The 17,913-nt window shown below is 60.9% G+C and carries 12 protein-coding genes and 1 pseudogene; 6 read left to right on the top strand and 7 right to left on the bottom strand.

Going from position 1 to position 17,913, the window contains the following annotated elements; genetic code table 11:
- The first annotated feature begins 20 nt into the window (after positions 1 to 20).
- From VRB54_RS09185 to VRB54_RS09210, 6 genes are all read left to right on the top strand, one after another.
- Complete coding sequence (locus VRB54_RS09185) at positions 21 to 1,346, top strand: FAD-binding oxidoreductase (protein ID WP_338480473.1); 1,326 nt, start codon at positions 21 to 23, stop codon at positions 1,344 to 1,346.
- Positions 1,347 to 1,443: 97 nt separating this feature from the next.
- Positions 1,444 to 1,569 (top strand): hypothetical protein, encoded by a 126-nt coding sequence (locus tag VRB54_RS09190; RefSeq protein ID WP_338480475.1) that lies wholly within the window; start codon positions 1,444 to 1,446, stop codon positions 1,567 to 1,569.
- A gap of 110 nt (positions 1,570 to 1,679) precedes the next feature.
- Positions 1,680 to 3,332: an ABC transporter substrate-binding protein gene (locus VRB54_RS09195; RefSeq protein ID WP_338480476.1), complete on the top strand. Its 1,653-nt coding sequence runs from the start codon at positions 1,680 to 1,682 to the stop codon at positions 3,330 to 3,332.
- A 79-nt stretch (positions 3,333 to 3,411) separates the two neighbouring features.
- The gene (locus tag VRB54_RS09200; protein WP_338480478.1) at positions 3,412 to 4,365 is read left to right on the top strand and encodes an ABC transporter permease; all 954 of its coding nucleotides are present in this window, start codon (positions 3,412 to 3,414) and stop codon (positions 4,363 to 4,365) included.
- Entirely contained in the window at positions 4,362 to 5,249 is an 888-nt protein-coding gene (locus tag VRB54_RS09205) for an ABC transporter permease (RefSeq protein ID WP_338480479.1), read from the top strand. The genes VRB54_RS09200 and VRB54_RS09205 overlap by 4 nt, the downstream gene beginning before the upstream one ends.
- A gap of 1 nt (position 5,250) precedes the next feature.
- Positions 5,251 to 7,083, top strand: coding sequence for an ABC transporter ATP-binding protein (locus tag VRB54_RS09210; RefSeq protein ID WP_338480481.1), 1,833 nt, complete (start codon positions 5,251 to 5,253; stop codon positions 7,081 to 7,083).
- A 73-nt stretch (positions 7,084 to 7,156) separates the two neighbouring features.
- Here VRB54_RS09210 and VRB54_RS09215 read toward each other — a convergent pair whose 3' ends face one another.
- The 7 genes and pseudogenes from VRB54_RS09215 to VRB54_RS09250 all read right to left on the bottom strand — a co-directional run bounded on the left by VRB54_RS09215 (position 7,157) and on the right by VRB54_RS09250 (position 17,834).
- Complete coding sequence (locus VRB54_RS09215) at positions 7,157 to 8,479, bottom strand: chloride channel protein (RefSeq protein ID WP_338480483.1); 1,323 nt, start codon at positions 8,477 to 8,479, stop codon at positions 7,157 to 7,159.
- 306 nt (positions 8,480 to 8,785) lie between these two features.
- Positions 8,786 to 10,729 (bottom strand): avidin/streptavidin family protein, encoded by a 1,944-nt coding sequence (locus VRB54_RS09220; RefSeq protein WP_338480485.1) that lies wholly within the window; start codon positions 10,727 to 10,729, stop codon positions 8,786 to 8,788.
- A gap of 132 nt (positions 10,730 to 10,861) precedes the next feature.
- Complete coding sequence (locus VRB54_RS09225) at positions 10,862 to 12,205, bottom strand: MFS transporter (protein WP_338480486.1); 1,344 nt, start codon at positions 12,203 to 12,205, stop codon at positions 10,862 to 10,864.
- Positions 12,206 to 12,230: 25 nt separating this feature from the next.
- Entirely contained in the window at positions 12,231 to 13,052 is an 822-nt protein-coding gene (locus VRB54_RS09230) for an aspartate/glutamate racemase family protein (protein ID WP_338480487.1), read from the bottom strand.
- A 24-nt stretch (positions 13,053 to 13,076) separates the two neighbouring features.
- On the bottom strand, positions 13,077 to 13,967 hold the full coding sequence (locus VRB54_RS09235; RefSeq protein WP_338480488.1) for a hypothetical protein: 891 nt from the start codon (positions 13,965 to 13,967) through the stop codon (positions 13,077 to 13,079).
- A gap of 113 nt (positions 13,968 to 14,080) precedes the next feature.
- A pseudogene (locus VRB54_RS24510) lies at positions 14,081 to 15,738 on the bottom strand (hydantoinase B/oxoprolinase family protein).
- Positions 15,738 to 17,834: a hydantoinase/oxoprolinase family protein gene (locus tag VRB54_RS09250; protein WP_338480490.1), complete on the bottom strand. Its 2,097-nt coding sequence runs from the start codon at positions 17,832 to 17,834 to the stop codon at positions 15,738 to 15,740. The pseudogene VRB54_RS24510 and the gene VRB54_RS09250 overlap by 1 nt, the downstream one beginning before the upstream one ends.
- Between the last annotated feature and the right edge of the window lie 79 nt (positions 17,835 to 17,913).

The raw sequence follows: 17,913 nt of genomic DNA on the forward strand, positions 1-17,913 counted from the left end.
ATCGACGAGCGAGATCCATCATGTCCCCACCACTGAACCACATCAACACATCCTCCCAGCCACCGGCGTCCGCTGATGTCGTCGTGATCGGCGGGGGCATCATCGGTGTCTTTACCGCCTACTACCTGGCCAAGCGCGGCGTATCCGTCGCCCTGGTCGAGAAGGGGAGGATCGGGGCTGAGCAGTCCAGCCGCAATTGGGGCTGGTGCCGGCAGCAGAACCGCGATGCCCGCGAACTGCCCATGGCGAGCAAGAGCCTTGATCTCTGGGAGCAATTTGCCATTGAGAGCGGCGAAGACACGGGTTTTCGTCGCTGCGGGCTCTTGTTTCTCAGTGACGACGAGGCCGAGATTTCGCGTTGGGCCGCCTGGCATGATTTTGCCAAGACCGCCGGCGTGACCACCCACATGCTGAGCAGCCGCGATGCCGCCCAGCGCGGGCAAGCGACCGGCCGGGCCTGGAAGGGCGGCGTCTTCGCGCCCAGCGATGGCACCGCCGATCCTGGCAAGGCTGCGCCGGCCGTGGCAGCTGCGCTCATCAAGCTCGGCGGCAGCGTTCACCAGAACTGTGCCGCCCGTGGCATCGAGACCGAAGGTGGGCGGGTTAGCGGCGTCGTGACAGAAGCCGGGGTTATCAAGACCAGGACGGCTGTGCTCGCTGGTGGCGCGTGGGCCTCCTCGTTCTGCCGTCAGTTGGGCATTCGTTTTCCCCAGGCCTCGATACGCCAATCCATCCTGAGCGTGTCCCCAGTGGAGCATTGCTTGCCGGATGCCCTGTTTACCAAAGGCATTTCCGTCACGCGCCGCAACGACGGACGCTACGCCCTGGCCATCAGCGGCCGCGCACGCGTGGACGTGACGCCACAGTTCATGCGATTCGCGCCGCAATTCTTGCCCATGTTCGCGGAGCGCTGGCGCAACCTTCTTCCGGGAGGCCTGCAAGGCGTTCAGAGCGGGCACGAAACGCTAAAGCGTTGGCGGCTCGATGCGCCGACCCCCATGGAGCGGATGCGCATCCTCGATCCGAAGCCTTGTATGTCCACGATCAAGGAGACCCAACGCCGCGCCGTTGAACTGCTGCCCCAACTTCAAGATGCAAAGATCACGCACGCGTGGGCCGGCTTCGTCGACTGCACGCCGGACGGTGTTCCCGGCATCGGCGAGGTGCCGGGGGTGCCAGGCTTCATCCTCGCAGCAGGCTTTTCCGGGCACGGCTTTGGCATTGCCCCTGGCGCCGGCCACCTGATCGCGGACCTTGCCAGCGGTGCTGAACCGATCGTTGATCCTGTGCCGTACCGGCCGGGCCGGTTCAGCAGCTCCGCATGGGGCAAGGTCGCTGAATTTTAGGCGGTGCTCACTCGATCAAGCCTGAATCCCACCACGGCTTTCTCGTGGAAGTTCAGATGCCGGCATACCGTTGCGGGATGAGGCCAGGATCCTGCGAATGGTGCACGTCCAAAGCCTCGGGCTTGCACTGGTCGGGCCCTCGGTGCGCATGGTGCGCGGCCAGGCACCGGTATCGGACGGCACGGTCAAGCAATACGCGATCCTCAGCCAGGCCATGGGTTGAGCGCGGCCGCAATGCCGTCTGCCTAATTCATGCAGTTGCGTCACGTTGCAAAAACGCTTCGGCAATGCGGGAGCATTCGAACCTTAGAACCTTCAAAAGGTAGAACCGATATGACTTACGATAAAAACAAAGTCGATTCCCAACTGATCACAGGCCAGGAAAGCCTGCGTGTTTTTGAAGGGCTCAATCGTGGAATGTCGCGTCGTGATGCCTTGCGCATGCTGGGGGTCGCCGGGATTGCTGCCGCGGGCTCGGGCAGCCTGTTCGGTTCGGCCGGCCAAGTGTTCGCCGCAACCTCCGCAACTTCCGCAAGCACGGATAAAGGCAGGCAGGGTGGCCGCATCAAGGTCGCCACTTCGACCAGCTCGACCGCCGATACACTGGATCCGGCGAAGGGCGCGAACTACACCGACTACTGTCGGCACAACATGTTCTATAACGGTTTGACGGTCCTGGACGCGCAACTGACGCCGCGCATGGCTCTGGCGGAGTCGTTCGATACAAGTGATGCGTCCTCTTGGACCATCAAGCTGCGCAAGGATGTCGTGTTCCACGATGGCAAGCCATTCACCTCGGCCGACGTCGTCTATTCGTTGACCCGCCACAAGCTGCCGGAGACTGGCTCAAGGGTGGTAGCCATTGCGCAGCAGTTAGACGAAGTGAAGGCCGTTGGCCCACATGAGGTGCAGGTCCGCCTGGTCAGCCCGAACGCCGACCTGCCGGCAATCCTCGCCACTACTTATTTTCTTATCGTGCGTGACGGTACCACCGACTTCGCCATCGCCAACGGCACCGGGCCTTTCAAGTGTGCGCAGTTCCAGCCAGGCGTGCGCTCGATCAGCGCGCGCAACGCCAGCTATTGGAAGCCGGGCCTGCCCTACCTCGACGAGATCGAGTTCTTTTCGATTCCCGACGAGGCTGCTCGTATCAGTGCCCTGCTTGCCGGTGATGTGGACCTGATCAACCCGATCAATCCGCGTTCGGTGGCGCGCATCCAGGAAAGCCCCAAGGTAGCGTTGATGGAGACCGCGACCGGTGGCTATACCAACCTTGGGCTGCGCGACAATCTGGGCCCGGTGCAGAACCCGGACTTCGTCCTGGCGATGAAGTATCTGCAAGATCGCAAACAGATCAATCGGGTTGCTTTCCGGGGCTACGGCGTGATCGCCAACGACCAGCCGGTCGCCCCCAGCAATCGTTACTACTTCGCCGGTCTGCCACAACGTGAGTACGACCTGGATAAGGCCAAGTTCCACCTGCAGAAATCTGGCATGGCCGGACGTCCCTTGCCCCTTGTGTGTTCCGATGCCGCTACGGGCTCGGTAGACATCGCGCAGTTGCTGCAGCTCTCGGGGCAACAGATCGGCCTCAAGCTGGATATCAAACGGATGCCAGCGGATGGTTACTGGTCCAGTCACTGGATGAAGCACCCGTTGTACTTCGGCAACATCGGCGCGCGCCCGACCGTCGACCTGATGTTCAGCCTGTTCTACCAGTCCAGCGCCGGCATGAACGAATCGGGGTGGAAGAACGAACAGTTCGACCAGTTGCTGGTCGCCGCGCGCGGTGAGACTGACGACGCCAAACGCAAGCAAATGTATGGCGATATGCAGGTGTTGGTGAATGAACACTGCGGCGTTGGTATTGCGCAGTTCAACAGCAGCCTCGATGGCCACAACATCAAGTTGAAAGGACTTACCCCTCATCCACTCGGTGGGATGATGGGTTACATGTTCGCAGAGAACGTCTGGCTGGATGCCTGAGCGATTGGAAAAACGAGAGCTCGATAACCAGGGTGTCGCCTGCTGCTCATGCGGGCGGCACTAAGCGAAGGTATGAATTATGAACGGTACTGTTGCACGCTTGGTGGGTGGTCGATTGGCTGTAGGCGTGATCACGCTGCTTTTCGTCTCGCTCGTGGTGTTTTTCCTCACCAGCCTGCTACCGGGTGACGCGGTCCAGGAACAGCTCGGCCAAGAGGCAACGCCAGAAGTGCTGGCGGCGCTGCGCGCGCAGTTGGGTCTGGATCTACCCGTGCACCTGCGTTACGTGAACTGGCTGGGCGGGCTGATCACCGGTAATCCTGGCGTTTCCCTGGTCAACGGAATGCCGGTGGACGAGATGATCGCCAGCCGGCTGCCCAATACCCTGAAACTGGGAGCGATCGCCGCGTTGTTCTCGGTGCCGCTGGCGTTGGCCATAGGCATTCTGTCAGCGATGTACCGCGGCTCGATCTTCGACCGTTACAGCAACATGCTGACGGTGTTCGCCGTCTCCGTGCCGGAGTTCCTGATCGCCACCGTCGCGGTACTGATCCTGGCGGTCAAGCTCGGCTGGCTGCCGGCGCTGTCGCGTAACGTCCAGACTGAGTCGTTTGGCGAACTGGTTCAAGTCTATGCGTTGCCGGTGTTGACGCTGTGCTGCGTACTGACGGCGCAGATGGCACGCATGACGCGGGCCGCAGTGGTCGATCAGCTCAGCGCCTCCTACGTCGAAATGGCAATGCTCAAAGGGGCAGGGCCGATACGGGTAGTGCTTCGTCATGCATTGCCCAATGCGATAGGGCCGATCGCCAACGCCATAGCGCTGAGCCTGTCGTACCTGTTGGGGGGCGTGGTCATAGTCGAGTCGATCTTCAACTATCCGGGTGTAGCGACGCTGATGGTAAACGGTGTAGTCACGCGTGACATGCCGTTGATACAGGCATGCGTGATGTTGTTTAGCCTGGGTTTTCTGGTGCTGGTTCTGCTGGCTGACCTCTGTGCAATCCTGTCCAACCCGAGGCTGCGCAAATGAAACCGAACAGTATTTCACTTAACGGCCACAAGCAGGATGGTACGAACCCGCCGCTGCGAGCACGTCGGCGGCGGCTCTCGCTGTCTGTCAGCGGCGTCATCGGCCTGCTGATCGTGACCTTCTGGGCGCTGATGGCCGTCGCCGGGCCCCTGTTGGCGCCTTACGATGCCAACGCCATGATCAGTGACGATTACTTCGGCCCGCTTAGCCTGGCGTTCCCCTTGGGTACTGACTACCTGGGGCGGGATATCCTCAGCCGCTTATTGCACGGCGCGCCTTTCACCATCGGTGTGGCGTTGGCGGCCACAGTGATGGCCTGCACGGCTGGCGTCGTACTGGCGCTGGTGGCGGCTGCGGCCGGTGGCTGGGTCGATGCATTCATAAGTCGTACCCAGGATGCGCTGATCGCGATTCCAAACAAGATTTTTGCCCTGCTGATAGTGGCCACGTTCGGCTCCTCGGTGCCGCTGTTGTTGCTGATGGCAGCATTCGCCTATATGCCGGGGGCCTTCCGGATGGCGCGTGCAGTGGCGGTAAACGTCATGACCATGGACTTTGTCCAGGTTGTGCGTACTCGCGGCGAAGCCATGCCCTACATCATCTTCCGCGAAGTGCTGCCGAACATGCTGCGCCCGGTGCTGACCGACTTCGGTCTGCGCTTCGTCTACGTGGTGCTGCTGCTCAGCGCCATGAGTTTCCTTGGGCTGGGCGTGCAGCCACCGGACGCCGACTGGGGGTCGCTGGTGCGGGAAAACATCGACGGCCTTTCGGCGGGCGCCCCGGCCGTGCTGGTTCCGGCGGTCGCCATAGCCACCCTGACTATGGGGGTCAACCTGCTCATCGACAGCTTCGGCGGCCGATCCAAGCGCTGGATGGAGAAGTGAGATGAACGAAATCGTCCGGGTAAGTGGCCTGCGTGTGGTCGCACGTAACGAAGAGGGCATCGATGTACCCATAGTGCACGGTGCCGATTTCAGCCTGAAAAAAGGTGAAGTGCTGGCGCTGATCGGCGAGTCCGGTTCCGGCAAGAGCACCATAGCGCTGTCGCTGATGGGTTATGCCCGCTCGGGTTGCCGTATCGTCGGCGGCTCGATACGGGTCGGCGATGTCGACGTGCTCACACTGTCCAATGGCGAGCTGGCAAAGCTGCGCGGGCGCACCGTGGCGTATATCGCGCAGAGCGCGGCTGCGGCATTCAATCCGTCCAAAAGCATCATGGAGCAGGTGATCGAAAGCGCGCTGATCCACGGCGTTTTGTCGCGCAAGCAGGCGCAGGCCAAGGCCGTCGAGCTGTTCCACGAGCTGGCGCTGCCGGAACCGGAACGCATCGGCGCGCGCTATCCGCACCAGGTCTCGGGTGGGCAACTGCAGCGGCTGATGGCGGCGATGGCGCTGATAACCGATCCGGCCCTGGTGATTCTGGATGAGCCGACCACGGCGTTGGATGTCACGACCCAGATTGAAGTGCTGCGGGCGTTCAAAAAGGTGGTACGCGAACGCGGCACCACGGCCATTTACGTCTCCCACGATCTGGCGGTGGTGGCGCAGATGGCCGACCGCATCGTCGTGCTGCGCGACGGCCAGATTCAGGAAAACAACGCGACCAAACAGATCCTGGCTGCGCCGGAACACCCCTATACCCGCAGCCTGCTGGCCGCGATAAGGCCGGCGGCGCGCCTGGAAACAGGTGTACAAGAGGCCGCTTCGGTGCAAGAGGATGTGTTGCTCGACATCCACGGCCTGGAGATTTGCTACGGCACCAAGAAGGTGCTGCAGAATGTCGATCTGAAGATCCGCCGCGGCGCAGCGGTCGGCGTGATCGGCGAGTCGGGGTCGGGGAAAACCACCCTGGCGCAGGCCATCGCCGGCCTGGCGCCAACGTCGGCCGGACGTATCCTGCTGGACGGCCAGCCGCTCAGCAGGACGCTGGCGAAGCGTACCCGCGAGCAGTTCCGGCGTATTCAGTTCGTCTTCCAGAACGCCGATACGGCGCTGAACCCAACCCACAGCATTGAACAGATCCTCGGTCGCCCGCTACGTTTCTATCACGGTATGAGCGGCGCGCAGCAGCAGCGTCGGGTCGCCGAATTGCTGGCGCTGGTGCAGTTGCCGGCCAGCATCGCGCAACGCCGGCCCGGCGAGTTGTCCGGCGGCCAGAAGCAACGCGTCAACCTGGCGCGGGCGCTGGCGGCGGAGCCGGATCTGATCCTCTGTGACGAAGTTACCTCGGCGCTGGATACCGTGGTGGGCGCTGCGATTCTCGAACTGTTGCGCGACCTGCGCCGCGAACTGGGGGTCTCTTACCTGTTCATTAGCCATGACATCTCCACCGTACGTGCGCTGTGCGACGACATAGTGGTGATGTACAGCGGCTACAAGGTCGAGGCCGGCGATCAGCAGGCGTTCGTCCAGGCACCGTTCCACCCCTACACCAACCTGTTGACCAGTTCGGTGCCGGAGTTGCGCCAGGGCTGGCTGGAAACCTGCGGGGCCGCTATAGGCGGGCTGCCGCCGATCGGCGAGCCGGTAAACGTGGCGAACCTCTGTCCGTTTCTCGACCGCTGCCCGGTGCGCATCGACGCCCTGTGCAATCGTAGCGCGCCACCGCGCGTCAACATCGTCGGCGGCAGTGAGATTCTTTGCCACCACACCAGTGCCGCGCTGCTCAAGGCGCAGGAAGGTGTGAGCAGCCTGAAATTAGTGGGTACCTGCGTATGAGTGCGCATTTCGTACGCTTGGACGAGCGTGAGCGGCCAACGGTCAGGCTGATGGAATGATGCCCCAGTAAAGCCTATCGGGCCGGACTCGTTGGCGTGGAATGCGGTTCTACGGTCTGGAGAAAGCCTCGCGCTAATTGCTGATACAACTCAGGCCCCATTCTTGAACTGACGGCCTTGGCAACCAAGGCAACCGCCATGAGGCTGATCACCATACTGTGACTATCAATCATCTCCATCACGATGATTGCGCAAGTGATCGGCGACTGAGTTACAGCGGCTAGAAAACCAACCATGCAGAGTGCAATAGTCGGCTGCGGTGCCAGCTGGAAAAACTCTGCGGCATTGGCGCCGACTGCGGCCCCTACAGCCAGTGAAGGGGCAAAAATCCCACCAGGGATACCCGAAAAATAGGTCACTACAGTCGCCAGGAAACGCGTAACGGGTGCGTGCCATGGCAGGACAATATCGGAGGCGATGACCTGAGAAGTAATGCCGTAACCGCTGCCGAATGACATTCCGCCGCTCAGCCAGCCCAATAGGGCAACGATCAATCCGCAGATACCGGCAAACCACACCGGATGCAGGCGCCGCCATCGCCACATGACGAAATGTGGGTGACGCTGTGGCCATAACAACATTCGGCTGAACAAACCACCCAATAGCCCGCATCCAATTGCGATTACCAACGCGGGCATGATGATGTCGACGTTGATGTCCTGAACGCCGAAGTGACCGAAATAGTTATAGTTGCCCTGCAAGGCAATGGCGACCATCCCGGACAGGATAATGGTGCTGAGAAGAACGCCGCTGGTGCGAGTTTCCAGCTTGCGTCCCAGTTCTTCTACCGCAAAGGCAATTCCTGCGAGTGGCGTATTGAATGCGGCTGCGATACCCGCTGCGCCTCCCGCCAGAATGAGATCCTCGCTGCGTACGATCCGCGCACTAGGTAGGAAGCGGTGAAAGAAATGCATGATGGATGCCGCCACCTGAACTGAGGGGCCCTCGCGTCCCGCTGAAAAGCCGCCCGTCAGCGCCAGACTCCCAAGGCTTATCTTGGCAAAAGCAATGCGCAGTGAAACCAGTTGGTTAATAGCTTTACCCTGACGCACAAGGCGTGTCGCGGCGATTACTTGCGGAATTCCGCTGCCTTGGGCGCCTGCGAAAAAACGCGTCGTCAACCAAACTATGAACATGCCGATCAGCGGGGTGTAAACAAGAGGCAGCCACGCTCGCTCAGCGGTCTGTTGAGCAAACTGCGCCAGGGCCATGTCGGCCATCCTTGTAAAAGCCACCACCAACAGGCCCGAAATGGTTGCTGCAATCCATAGCGTGACTCTGGTGCGCCAACGCATGGAGGCGAAGCCCCGGCGTAGCAGCTTCATCGGTTTGATCACCCCGGAACTCCCGTTAAAGTAGCCGTAATAAGGACAAGACTAAACAAATAAACCGTCAGCGCCAAACAGCTACAGCGGTGACGGCGTGCAGGTCTTCGTTGCACTAACGGTAGCCGGCGATGCATTGATTGTCAGCTGGGTGAAACTGTGCAACAGACTATCCGGTACCAGGGCGGGGGAGCCATATTGGGAAGCCCGCCGCGGCGGCGCGAGGCGCAGAGGGGGACACATTGTTTCATCGTTCAATACGATATCGCTGATCCCCTCAGGTCGCCAGACGAGCATCGGCTGCTGACTCCGCCCGACCTACTGATAAACACCGATCCGCTTGAACGTGGCTGACGACAACCGTGTCTGTACATAGGTCAGGGTTGGCGCTGTTGGCGTGCAGGTCAGGATTGACAGTTCAAGCACGTCGCTCTTCAAATCCAGCGTGCCGCACAACGACAGTACGCCGGTTTCCTGCGCAGCAGTGATTGCTGTCGATTGCAGTGTGAGCCCACTTTCAACAGCACAGATGTCGGTGAACCCGGACACCTCCATCGCCCCTGCAGGGCCTGACAGCTTGCCAGTCACGCGGCCAAGGCGGCCTTTGCTCTGCGCCTCTACAGTCAGCGTCAGCACGTTTGCATCAGGTGTCATCCAACGGCCGGTTAATGGGTTATCGATCTTCGCCTGAAGGAAGCTGTTTGCGTCCTGGCGCTCTGTCACGCCAGGGCTGCACCGACGATAGCGCAACTTGTCGACGTAGGTACCCTGTTGCGCCAACCCCGGAAAGTCACTGCTAGCCACCAGCAGGTGCGAGAGCTCCAGCACCTCTTCATGTTCCACAAGACTGATTTGGCCACAGAGCCCGGATGTCCAGTTCCAGCTTGGGTCCGCCGGTTCGTTACCCAAGGAATGCCAGTCGATGGCGAGTGCGACGGGCCGGCCTTGATTCGATGCCGCCGCAGAGCTTGATTGGTAGCCTGTTACTGCGTACTGGCCGGTGGACCCGGTGGACGACTGGTAAATTCCCGAAATCTGGTTGCCTGTGACGGTAAGCGTCATGACTGATCCATAGTCATTTTTCCAGGTGCCCGCTACAGACGTCGAACGCAGTGGTTGAACGGCGCGAGCGGGAAGGGTGACCTTGCCGGTCGCCACCGATCGTGCGCCCGCAATAAAACGACGCGAGGAAGATCGCGTGATGATCTGCGGCCCGTCCGGCCGGTTGAACAACCAGATTCCCACCGGTGCCAACGAGTACACCTCATGCCCGCATTTCACGACCTGGTATTCATGTACGGTATAGCAATGCTCCATGACCAGTGAGCCAACCAGTACCAGGTCCGCCAACCCCAGCGGCGCAAACTGTGGCAGCGTCTTGCCCTTGTCGGGGCCTTCTTCGATCAGCACGTTGTACAACTGCGCCCCCAGGGTGATTTCACCTTCGGCAAATCCCAGCACGACCGCAGGACTCCCCCCACGGGCAATCCGCGCCAGGGTTTGCTGCATGATGCGGTCATCCCCTTTGAACTGTGAGGAGCCAGAGTCCAGCGCGAACGTGACGTCGGTGGCCAGTGTTTCATCGCCCACCGAATAGGACTTCAGGTCGGCAGACCAGATGTACTCCACGCCCGGCACTTTGCTGTACACCGACCACGGCAGAAACACATGCGGCCCGTGGGTTTTGGATTCATCGATGGCGCCCATTTGGCAGGTGCCTTCTCGATCATTCGCGTTCCAATCGAAGGCTACGTAGGGATGGGTAGGGTCGAGCTGTCCGCTGCGCAGCAGCTCCTGAAACAGGAATGAGCTGCGGCCTTCGACATAGGCGCTGCTGCACGGCAGGCCAATACCGCCATCCCAGTCCAGTTGTTTGAACTGTGCGCCGCCATAGCCCGTCGCGAGGAACAGCTTCATTGGCAAGGTAGCGCCGGTGGGCGTGTTCAGTACGTCCGAGGCTGATTCAATCTGCATGGTGCCCCAGGGACCAAAGCTGTAGGGGCGCTGCAGGCAATCGGTGAAGGTAAAACTGCTCGACGCCCGATAGTCGAACCGGCCCGTGCCAAAGTGAGTGCATTGATCGGGTGGGCACAGTGTCGAGGTCACCCAGGTGATATTGGTCCCGCTGTCGATGGCCAGCTTCAACGGCTGACCCGGTGTACCCAGCGCGATGGTCGAATACCACGGTGTGGCGCCGTTATTCTGGAAGGGGCCGCGCTGCATTGGAAACACCAGCCGTTTGCCCGGTAAACAGGTATTCATGATGAATTCCGTTTCTAAAGTGAGAGCTCCCCGCAGGGTGCGGGAGCGCTCTATTCAAACGGCCCGGCTCTGCAGCGCGCTGTCGGGCAAGGGCGCGCTGTCGATCGGGAAACAGCGATAAATGCATGCCGATCAACGCAATGCCTCGCCCTCGGTTTCCGGGATAAATACCACCAGCAGCACAGAAACCAACATAAAGGCATTTATGAAGGTGGTGGTCACGTTGAACGACGCGCCATAGGCCACCAGCGCGCCTATCAGTGAGGGCGCGAGTATATTGGCCACGCGCTGGGCAAAGATCGCCCAGCCATAGCCCAGCGTGCGCAATGGCGTGGGGTACAGTTCCGACACCCACGTTCCCCAGACCCCCCAGGCGCCAAGGCTGAAAAACGCCAGTGCGAAGTTGCTCAGATAGAGCATCTCCAGAGATTGTGAATTGGCAAAGCCATAGCCCGCCAGCACTGCGGCACTGATGAACGTAACGAGGATCTTTTTGCGCCCGAAGCGGTGGGTCAGCCAGGAGGCGGCCATGTAGCCCGGGATCATGCACACCGCCGACAATGCGATAAAACCATAACTTTGCGGCAGGCTCAGGCCGCGCTGTTGCAGCAGGGTCGGCAGCCAGGTCTGCAGGCCCCAGTAACCCCAGGAAAAGGTGAAATTGACGAGTATCTGCAGGGTGCTGATCTTCAGCATCGGCGCAGTGAACAGGTCCCGTTGCCGGCCCTGGGTCGTCTGGTCGACCCCTAACTGGCAGTCTTCGGGTACTTGCACCGCGCCACGGCTGAGACGTTCGATCACCTTTCGCGCCTGGGCTTGACGGCCAACCCTGGCCAGCCAGTACGGCGACTCCGGTACCCAATACGCGATCACCAACGCCCACACGCTGCCCAATGAACTCAACACGATGATTGCGCGCCATCCCCAAGGCATCAGCCAGACGGTTGCCCCAAGTGCCAGCAGCATACCGATCGGCCAGCCAGAGGCCAGGTAGACGGTCAGCGCGCCGCGATGTCGCACGGGCAACAGCTCCTGATAGTGGGCAAAGATGACCACCATCATGCCCACCACGGCGATGCCGGATAGCAAGCGCAATGCGTACAGGCTGATGTAGTCGGGCGCAAAAGCACTGGCCATCGAGATCATGCCGTAGAGCACCAGGCTCAAAAGGATCGCTTTTTTACGGCCAATACGTTCAGCGACATTGCCCCACGGCAGCGCGCCCAGCAGCATGCCGATAAACATGGCACCAATCAGGTTGCCCACGGCGATTGCATCCAGGGCAAAGTCCTGAGCGATCAACGGCGCGGTGTAGACGATGATCATCATCTCCCAGGCCTCGATCGCCAGCAAAAAGAACAGCGCCAGGCAACACTTCAGGTGTTCGCGCGTCAGGGGGACATCCCTGAAGACATCGCCCACCTGCCGGTTAGACGTATAGCCATCCATCAGGGGCGTCGAAGGGGTGGTGTTCATGGTGGTTTATCCCAGTGAGAGAGGGTTACGCCTTGACTCGATTGCCAATCGGCACCGGCCCTTGAAACAGCCCGAACGCCTTCATTTCGGCTTCCGGTGGCGGCTCGCAGCTACCCACCCGGCTGGGTGACCAGCCAAACCGGCGCTTCATGCCGGCCAGGGTCTCGGCCATCTTGAAGGCGGCCACCACCGGGTCGATCACTGGAACACCGACTTCGCGCTGCACCTGTTCGAAGAAGCCGAATTCGATGGTGCAGCCGAGCACGATTGCTTCAGCGCCATCTTCTTCGACGGCGAGCATGGCTTGCTCAATGATCCTGCGACGGGTGACGGCCGGGTCTTTCTGGAATTCATCGACGCCCATACCCAGCGGCCTCATCGACGCAAGCCGGTCCGCCGCGCCATAACGGCGCACCCTGTCGTGCATCTGCTCCATCCATTTGGTGCGGCCTACGATGATCGAAAACCGATTGGCCAGGTGCTCGACCACCTGCAGGCTGGCCTGGCAAGGCGCGACGACAATCGTGTCGCCGGAAATTTCCCGCGCATCTTCGAGGGCCGGATCGTAGAAGCAGCCGATCACCAGCGCGTCGATGTGCTGTTGGCCGCAATCGCGCGCGATGCGCAGGGTGCGCTCATAGGTGAGTGCTTCGTACGCGCGATATTCAAGGTGTGTCGGGCTGTGTGGCATGTCAAACGACACCACCTCGATTTGGGTGGACGGTTGCTTGATGCCATGCAGCAAGTCGGCAATCGGCGCGTCGAAGGTTGGGCAGCCGATGGGGTTGAGCCAACGCACGCTGACGGGAACATCCTGTGGCTGGGCGGCAAGGGTATGAGTGTCCATGCTGTATTCCTTGTAAATACGCGCCTAGAAAAACTTCACCAGTGCCATGGTCAGCTCATTGGAGCGAGACAGGTTGGCGCTGCGGTAGTAGTCGAAATTCAGATTGGCAGACAGGTAGAACCCTTGTTGGGCAAACCCGGTGTACGTCATGGACGGGCCGATTTTTCCAACTCGCGATTCAGCAAAGTCAGACGCGGCAGTGTTGTTGATGTGATAAACGTGATGCACGCCCAGCCATAAATCATCGGTGACCAGGTAGCCGGCAGCGACGTTGACCAGCCACAGGCTGACGCCGCCACGCAGGCGCTGCGGATCGCCCGTGCCAGGGTCTGTGGCATTGCGGTTACGTGCCGCGTAATGAATGCCGACGGGTGTGAAGGTGGCCGCAAAGCGCCCGACGCGCAGATAGTTGGCGAGGCTGAAGCTCACGGCATAGCGATTGGCGAAGGCGCCGTAGCCGGCTACTTCGTCATTGCCATTGGGGAACTCGACCATCAGGGTCGGGTTGGTCCAGAAGGTGGTGTAGTCGTCCGATCCGTACTCGGTGGTGGGTTCGACCACGTTGTAGTAATAGGAAAATCCAAGATTGGGCGAAGCAATCCCCCATGGGCTGGCGTCCCGTGCATCCTTGTTGCTGGAGTAGCCCGGAATCGCGCCGACCCAGAACTGCAACTGGTCACGCGTTGTGTCGGTAAAGCCTGTTTCGGAGAAGTACGCCAGCACGGTATTGCCACCGGCGCGCACATTGCCTTCGGCGGTACGGTTGAACACCGGAAATGATTCCAGCGCCCACTTGCCGGGCAGTCCCGGCTGGCCGAAACCGATGAATTGTTCGGCGCGGGCGGTGGCTCCGAGGGTCAGACTGGAGGCGAAGAAAAGCCCTGCGCCGAGGCGCAACAGAGGATGTGTAAACATGATGAGTCTCTCTTGTTGTTATGTGAGATGAACGATCAAGCCCTGGCGCTTTCGATCGCTTCGGCCTGGCGGCACTGGGTATGAACCGTGGCTGCAAACATGGGGTTGCTTGATCAAAGCTGCACGCCATAGATCGAGCGTGCGGTGTCGACATCGACGTAGCCGTTTTTCACGTCGTCCCGTACCGCCTGCGGATCGCGGTCTGTCGGCAGGCCATAGCCACCGCCGGCCCCGGTGCGGACCCGCACCAGATCACCTGCGTTGAGGCTGATGCTGCTGGCCATCGCATAGCGTTCGTGCGCGCCATCCTGGCGGACGACTACGATGTAATTGGGCGTGCCCTCCAGGCCTTGCTCCAGGCCCCAGGGCGGAATGACGGCGCGGGTGTAGCCGCAGGTCAGAAAGCTGGCATCGGCGCGAACGCGGTAGTCGATGCAGATCCCGCGACCTCCGCGGAACTGCCCATGGCCACCCGGCTCGTCATTCAGGGCCATGCGTTCGACGTAGAGGCCATAACGGGCTTCACACACCTCAACAGGGCAGTTGAAGGTCTCGCCGTGCAGGCCCGAGTACACGGCGTTATTACCGTCACGCCCGGGCTCGGCGCCCCAGCCACCGATCTCGGGTTCCACCAGGGTGAAGGCCCGCCCGGTGTCGGGGTGCACGCCGCCGATGATGGTGGCGCACACCGAGGCGAAGTTGCCGGCGGGCAGGCGCTGCGGAAAACGCTCGGCCAGGCAACGCAGGATCAGGTCGTGGGCGCGGATCAGGTTCTCGAAATAAAAGCCTTCGGCGGCGGGGGGCGTGCATCGAACAGCGAGCCGGGGCGGGTCAGTACGCGCAACGGGCGAAACGTGCCGCCATTGGTCACGCCTTGCGGCGCCGTCAGCGCCTTGAACGCCATCTGTGCTGCGACCACTGCACCATCGCGGCTCAGGTTGGTAGGGCCTGCGCACTGGTCGGGATTGTCCCGCAGGTCGATGATCAGTTCGCGCTCGGTGATCTGAATGGCAACCTTGAACACGCTGCCGTCGTCCTGCAATTCCTCTTTTTGCAGTCTCCCGGGCGGCAAGCTGCGTAGCGCGCTCAGCGAGGTTTTCTCGCCCAGCTCCATAAAGGCCTGCATCGCCGCAAGGAACACCTCGATGCCGTATTTCCCACTCAGTACCTGCAAGCGTGTGGCGCCGCCACGTACGGCAGCGATGCCGGCCCACAGGTCGCCTTCCATGAAATCCGGCATCCGTGTGTTGCAGCGCAGAATCTGTAACACCGAACGAATCGGCTGGCCTCGGCTGATCAGCTTCACCGATGCCAGGCGCAGGCCCTCCTGGAAAATTTCCGTGGCCTCGGTCGACAGCGAGCCTGGCACCATGCCGCTGACGTCGTTCCAGTGGGCGATGTTTGCAGTCCAGGCCAGCAAGCGACCCTCGGCAAAGACCGGCATTGCCAGCACCACGTCATTGAGATGGGTGACACCGCCGCTGTGGGGATCGTTGGTGATAAACACATCACCTTCCTCGATCTCGCCAGGCGTTGGGTGTTGCAGCAGGATCTGTTTGACCGCTTTATCGAGCACCCCGACAAACGCCGGAATACCCGCGCCGGAGCTGGCGATTTCGCCTTGGGCATCGGTGATGCCGGTGCCCATGTCCAGTACTTCATAGATGATCGGGCTCATGGCCGCCTTGCGCATGGCCGTGAACATTTCGTCGGCGATGGCCTGCAAGGAGTTCTGGATAATATCCAGGGTGAACACATCGAGGTGGCTCATCAGGCTGCTCCTTCCTGGGTCAGGGTGATATGCAGGTTGCCAAGCCGATCAACCAGCACCTGGTTGCCCGGATGCACCACCACGGTGGAGCCGGCGTCTTCGATAATGGCCGGGCCGCGCAAGTGCATCTGCGGCTCAAGCAGGGCGTAGTCGTAAATCGCCGTGTCGTGGATCCCTTCCAGGGCAAAGTCCACCGGGCGTTGGCCTTTGTGCGCGTCCAACAGCGTGCGGCCCGTATTGGGCAGCGCTTGCAGGCTCAACTTGCCGATCTGCGCAACGGCCACCAGGTGGAAACCAATCACCTCCAGCGGCGCCTGCAGGCGGTAGGTGTAGTGCTGCTCATAGAGGGCATGGAAGCGCTGCGCGATGGCAGGCCAATGCTCGGTCAGCGACTCGCCGATGTTCAGCGCAACTTCGACGGCATGCTCCTGGTTCTGATAGCGCAACTTGCAATACACCTGCAGGTCGACCTGTTCCGGGGCGATGGCTTCGCTGATGAATTGCGCGCGGGCGTTGAGCATCAATTCCTCAAGAAATACCTGGGTCTGCGCCAGCGCACCGTCGCGTTCAGCCTCGACAAAACGATTGATAAACAAATCGCGGCGCAGGTCCGACATGGTCATGCCCCAGGCGGAGAACACCGAGGCGCCGCGCGGTACGATGACTTTCCTGACGCCCAGTTCCTGGCCCAGCGCCACCGCATGCATTGCGCCGCCGCCGCCAAAGGCGACCAGGGTCAACTCGCGGGGGTCATGACCGCGGCTCAGCGAAACCAGCTTCAACGCATTGACCATATTGTCGTTGGCGATGCGCACAATGCCGCGTGCCACTTGCTCTATGGGCAGCGCCAGGCGCTTGCTCAACTGAGCGAAAGCCCGCTGCACCGCCGCCATATCGGCAACCAGTTCGCCGCCGCAAAAGTAATCGGGATTGATTCGACCCAAGAGCAGGTTGGCGTCGGTGGTCGTGACCTGAGTGCCGCCGTTGCCATAGGCGGCAGGGCCGGGCAGGGCACCGGCAGACTCGGGGCCGACATGCAATTTGTCGAATTCATCGACCCAGGCGATGGAGCCGCCGCCGTTGCCGATTTCTACCAGATCGACCACAGGCACCATGATCGGATAGCCGGCATTCAGGCGGTTGCGTTCGATCCAGTAGTCGGTCTTGATCGACACCTGGCCGTTGCGCACCAGCGAGCATTTGGCCGTGGTACCGCCGATGTCGAGGGCCAGCAGATTGGGTTCGTCGAGTAGCCGTCCGAGTTCGGCTGCCGCCCAGAAGCCACTGGCCGGGCCTGACTCGACCATGGTGATGGGGATATCACGGGCATGTTTGACGCTGTCGACGCCGCAGTTGGATTGCATGATGTACAGCGGGGGTTGGTAGCCGCCCTCTCGCAGGCCCGCTTCCAGATTGTCCAGGTAGCGCGCAGCGATAGGCTGCACGTAGGCCGAAAGTACGGTGGTGCTGGAGCGTTCGTATTCACGCCATTCGCGGGTGATTTGGTGAGAGGCGACGACTGACACTTCTGGCCAAAGACGCCGTACCTCGCTTAGCACGGCTTGCTCATGGGCTGGATTGGCATAGGCGTGCAACAGGCAGATGGCGATGGCTTGCACGCCGTCTGCGCGAAAGGTACGCAGCATGTCAGGCAGGTGTGACAGATCCAGCGGCTCGCGCTCGCTGCCATCGGTATGCAGTCGGCCACTGACCTCCTGGCGAAGATAGCGCGGTACAAAGGGGGCCGGTTTGACCCACTTCAGGTTGAAGTAGTCCGGGCGATTGGCGCGGGCGATTTCCAGGATGTCGCGAAAGCCCTGGGTGGTAATCAAGGCCGTCTTCACGCCGCGCCGCTCGGTCAGCGCGTTGATGACCACGGTGGTGCCGTGGACCAGAAAGTCGACGGTGTTCAAGTCCACCTCGGCCTTGTGGAGCACATTCAGCACACCCTGCGCAAAGTTCGGTGGCGTGGTGTCGACCTTGGCCGTACGAATGAGTTGATGGCCGGTGGCCGCATCGCTTTCGAAATAGACCAGGTCGGTAAACGTTCCACCGACATCGGTCGCTACACGTACAGTTTTGCCGTCCTTTCCCACGGGCAACTCCTGGAATAGTTGTTGTTATGGAAGGCAGGAGACAGTGATTGCCCCCGCCGGTAGGACCGATGCTAGGTGC

The sequence above is a fragment of the Pseudomonas trivialis genome (assembly GCF_036864995.1).
Taxonomy (GTDB): Bacteria; Pseudomonadota; Gammaproteobacteria; order Pseudomonadales; family Pseudomonadaceae; genus Aquipseudomonas; species Aquipseudomonas trivialis.

What these genes read in the sequence shown, in the direction of transcription:
- VRB54_RS09185 (WP_338480473.1), top strand. Translation starts at nt 21, where the DNA reads ATGTCCCCACCACTGAACCACATCAACACATCCTCCCAGCCACCGGCG.
- VRB54_RS09190 (WP_338480475.1), top strand. Translation starts at nt 1,444, where the DNA reads ATGGTGCACGTCCAAAGCCTCGGGCTTGCACTGGTCGGGCCCTCGGTG.
- VRB54_RS09195 (WP_338480476.1), top strand. Translation starts at nt 1,680, where the DNA reads ATGACTTACGATAAAAACAAAGTCGATTCCCAACTGATCACAGGCCAG.
- VRB54_RS09200 (WP_338480478.1), top strand. Translation starts at nt 3,412, where the DNA reads ATGAACGGTACTGTTGCACGCTTGGTGGGTGGTCGATTGGCTGTAGGC.
- VRB54_RS09205 (WP_338480479.1), top strand. Translation starts at nt 4,362, where the DNA reads ATGAAACCGAACAGTATTTCACTTAACGGCCACAAGCAGGATGGTACG.
- VRB54_RS09210 (WP_338480481.1), top strand. Translation starts at nt 5,251, where the DNA reads ATGAACGAAATCGTCCGGGTAAGTGGCCTGCGTGTGGTCGCACGTAAC.
- VRB54_RS09220 (WP_338480485.1), bottom strand. Translation starts at nt 10,729, where the DNA reads ATGAATACCTGTTTACCGGGCAAACGGCTGGTGTTTCCAATGCAGCGC.
- VRB54_RS09225 (WP_338480486.1), bottom strand. Translation starts at nt 12,205, where the DNA reads ATGAACACCACCCCTTCGACGCCCCTGATGGATGGCTATACGTCTAAC.
- VRB54_RS09230 (WP_338480487.1), bottom strand. Translation starts at nt 13,052, where the DNA reads ATGGACACTCATACCCTTGCCGCCCAGCCACAGGATGTTCCCGTCAGC.
- VRB54_RS09235 (WP_338480488.1), bottom strand. Translation starts at nt 13,967, where the DNA reads ATGTTTACACATCCTCTGTTGCGCCTCGGCGCAGGGCTTTTCTTCGCC.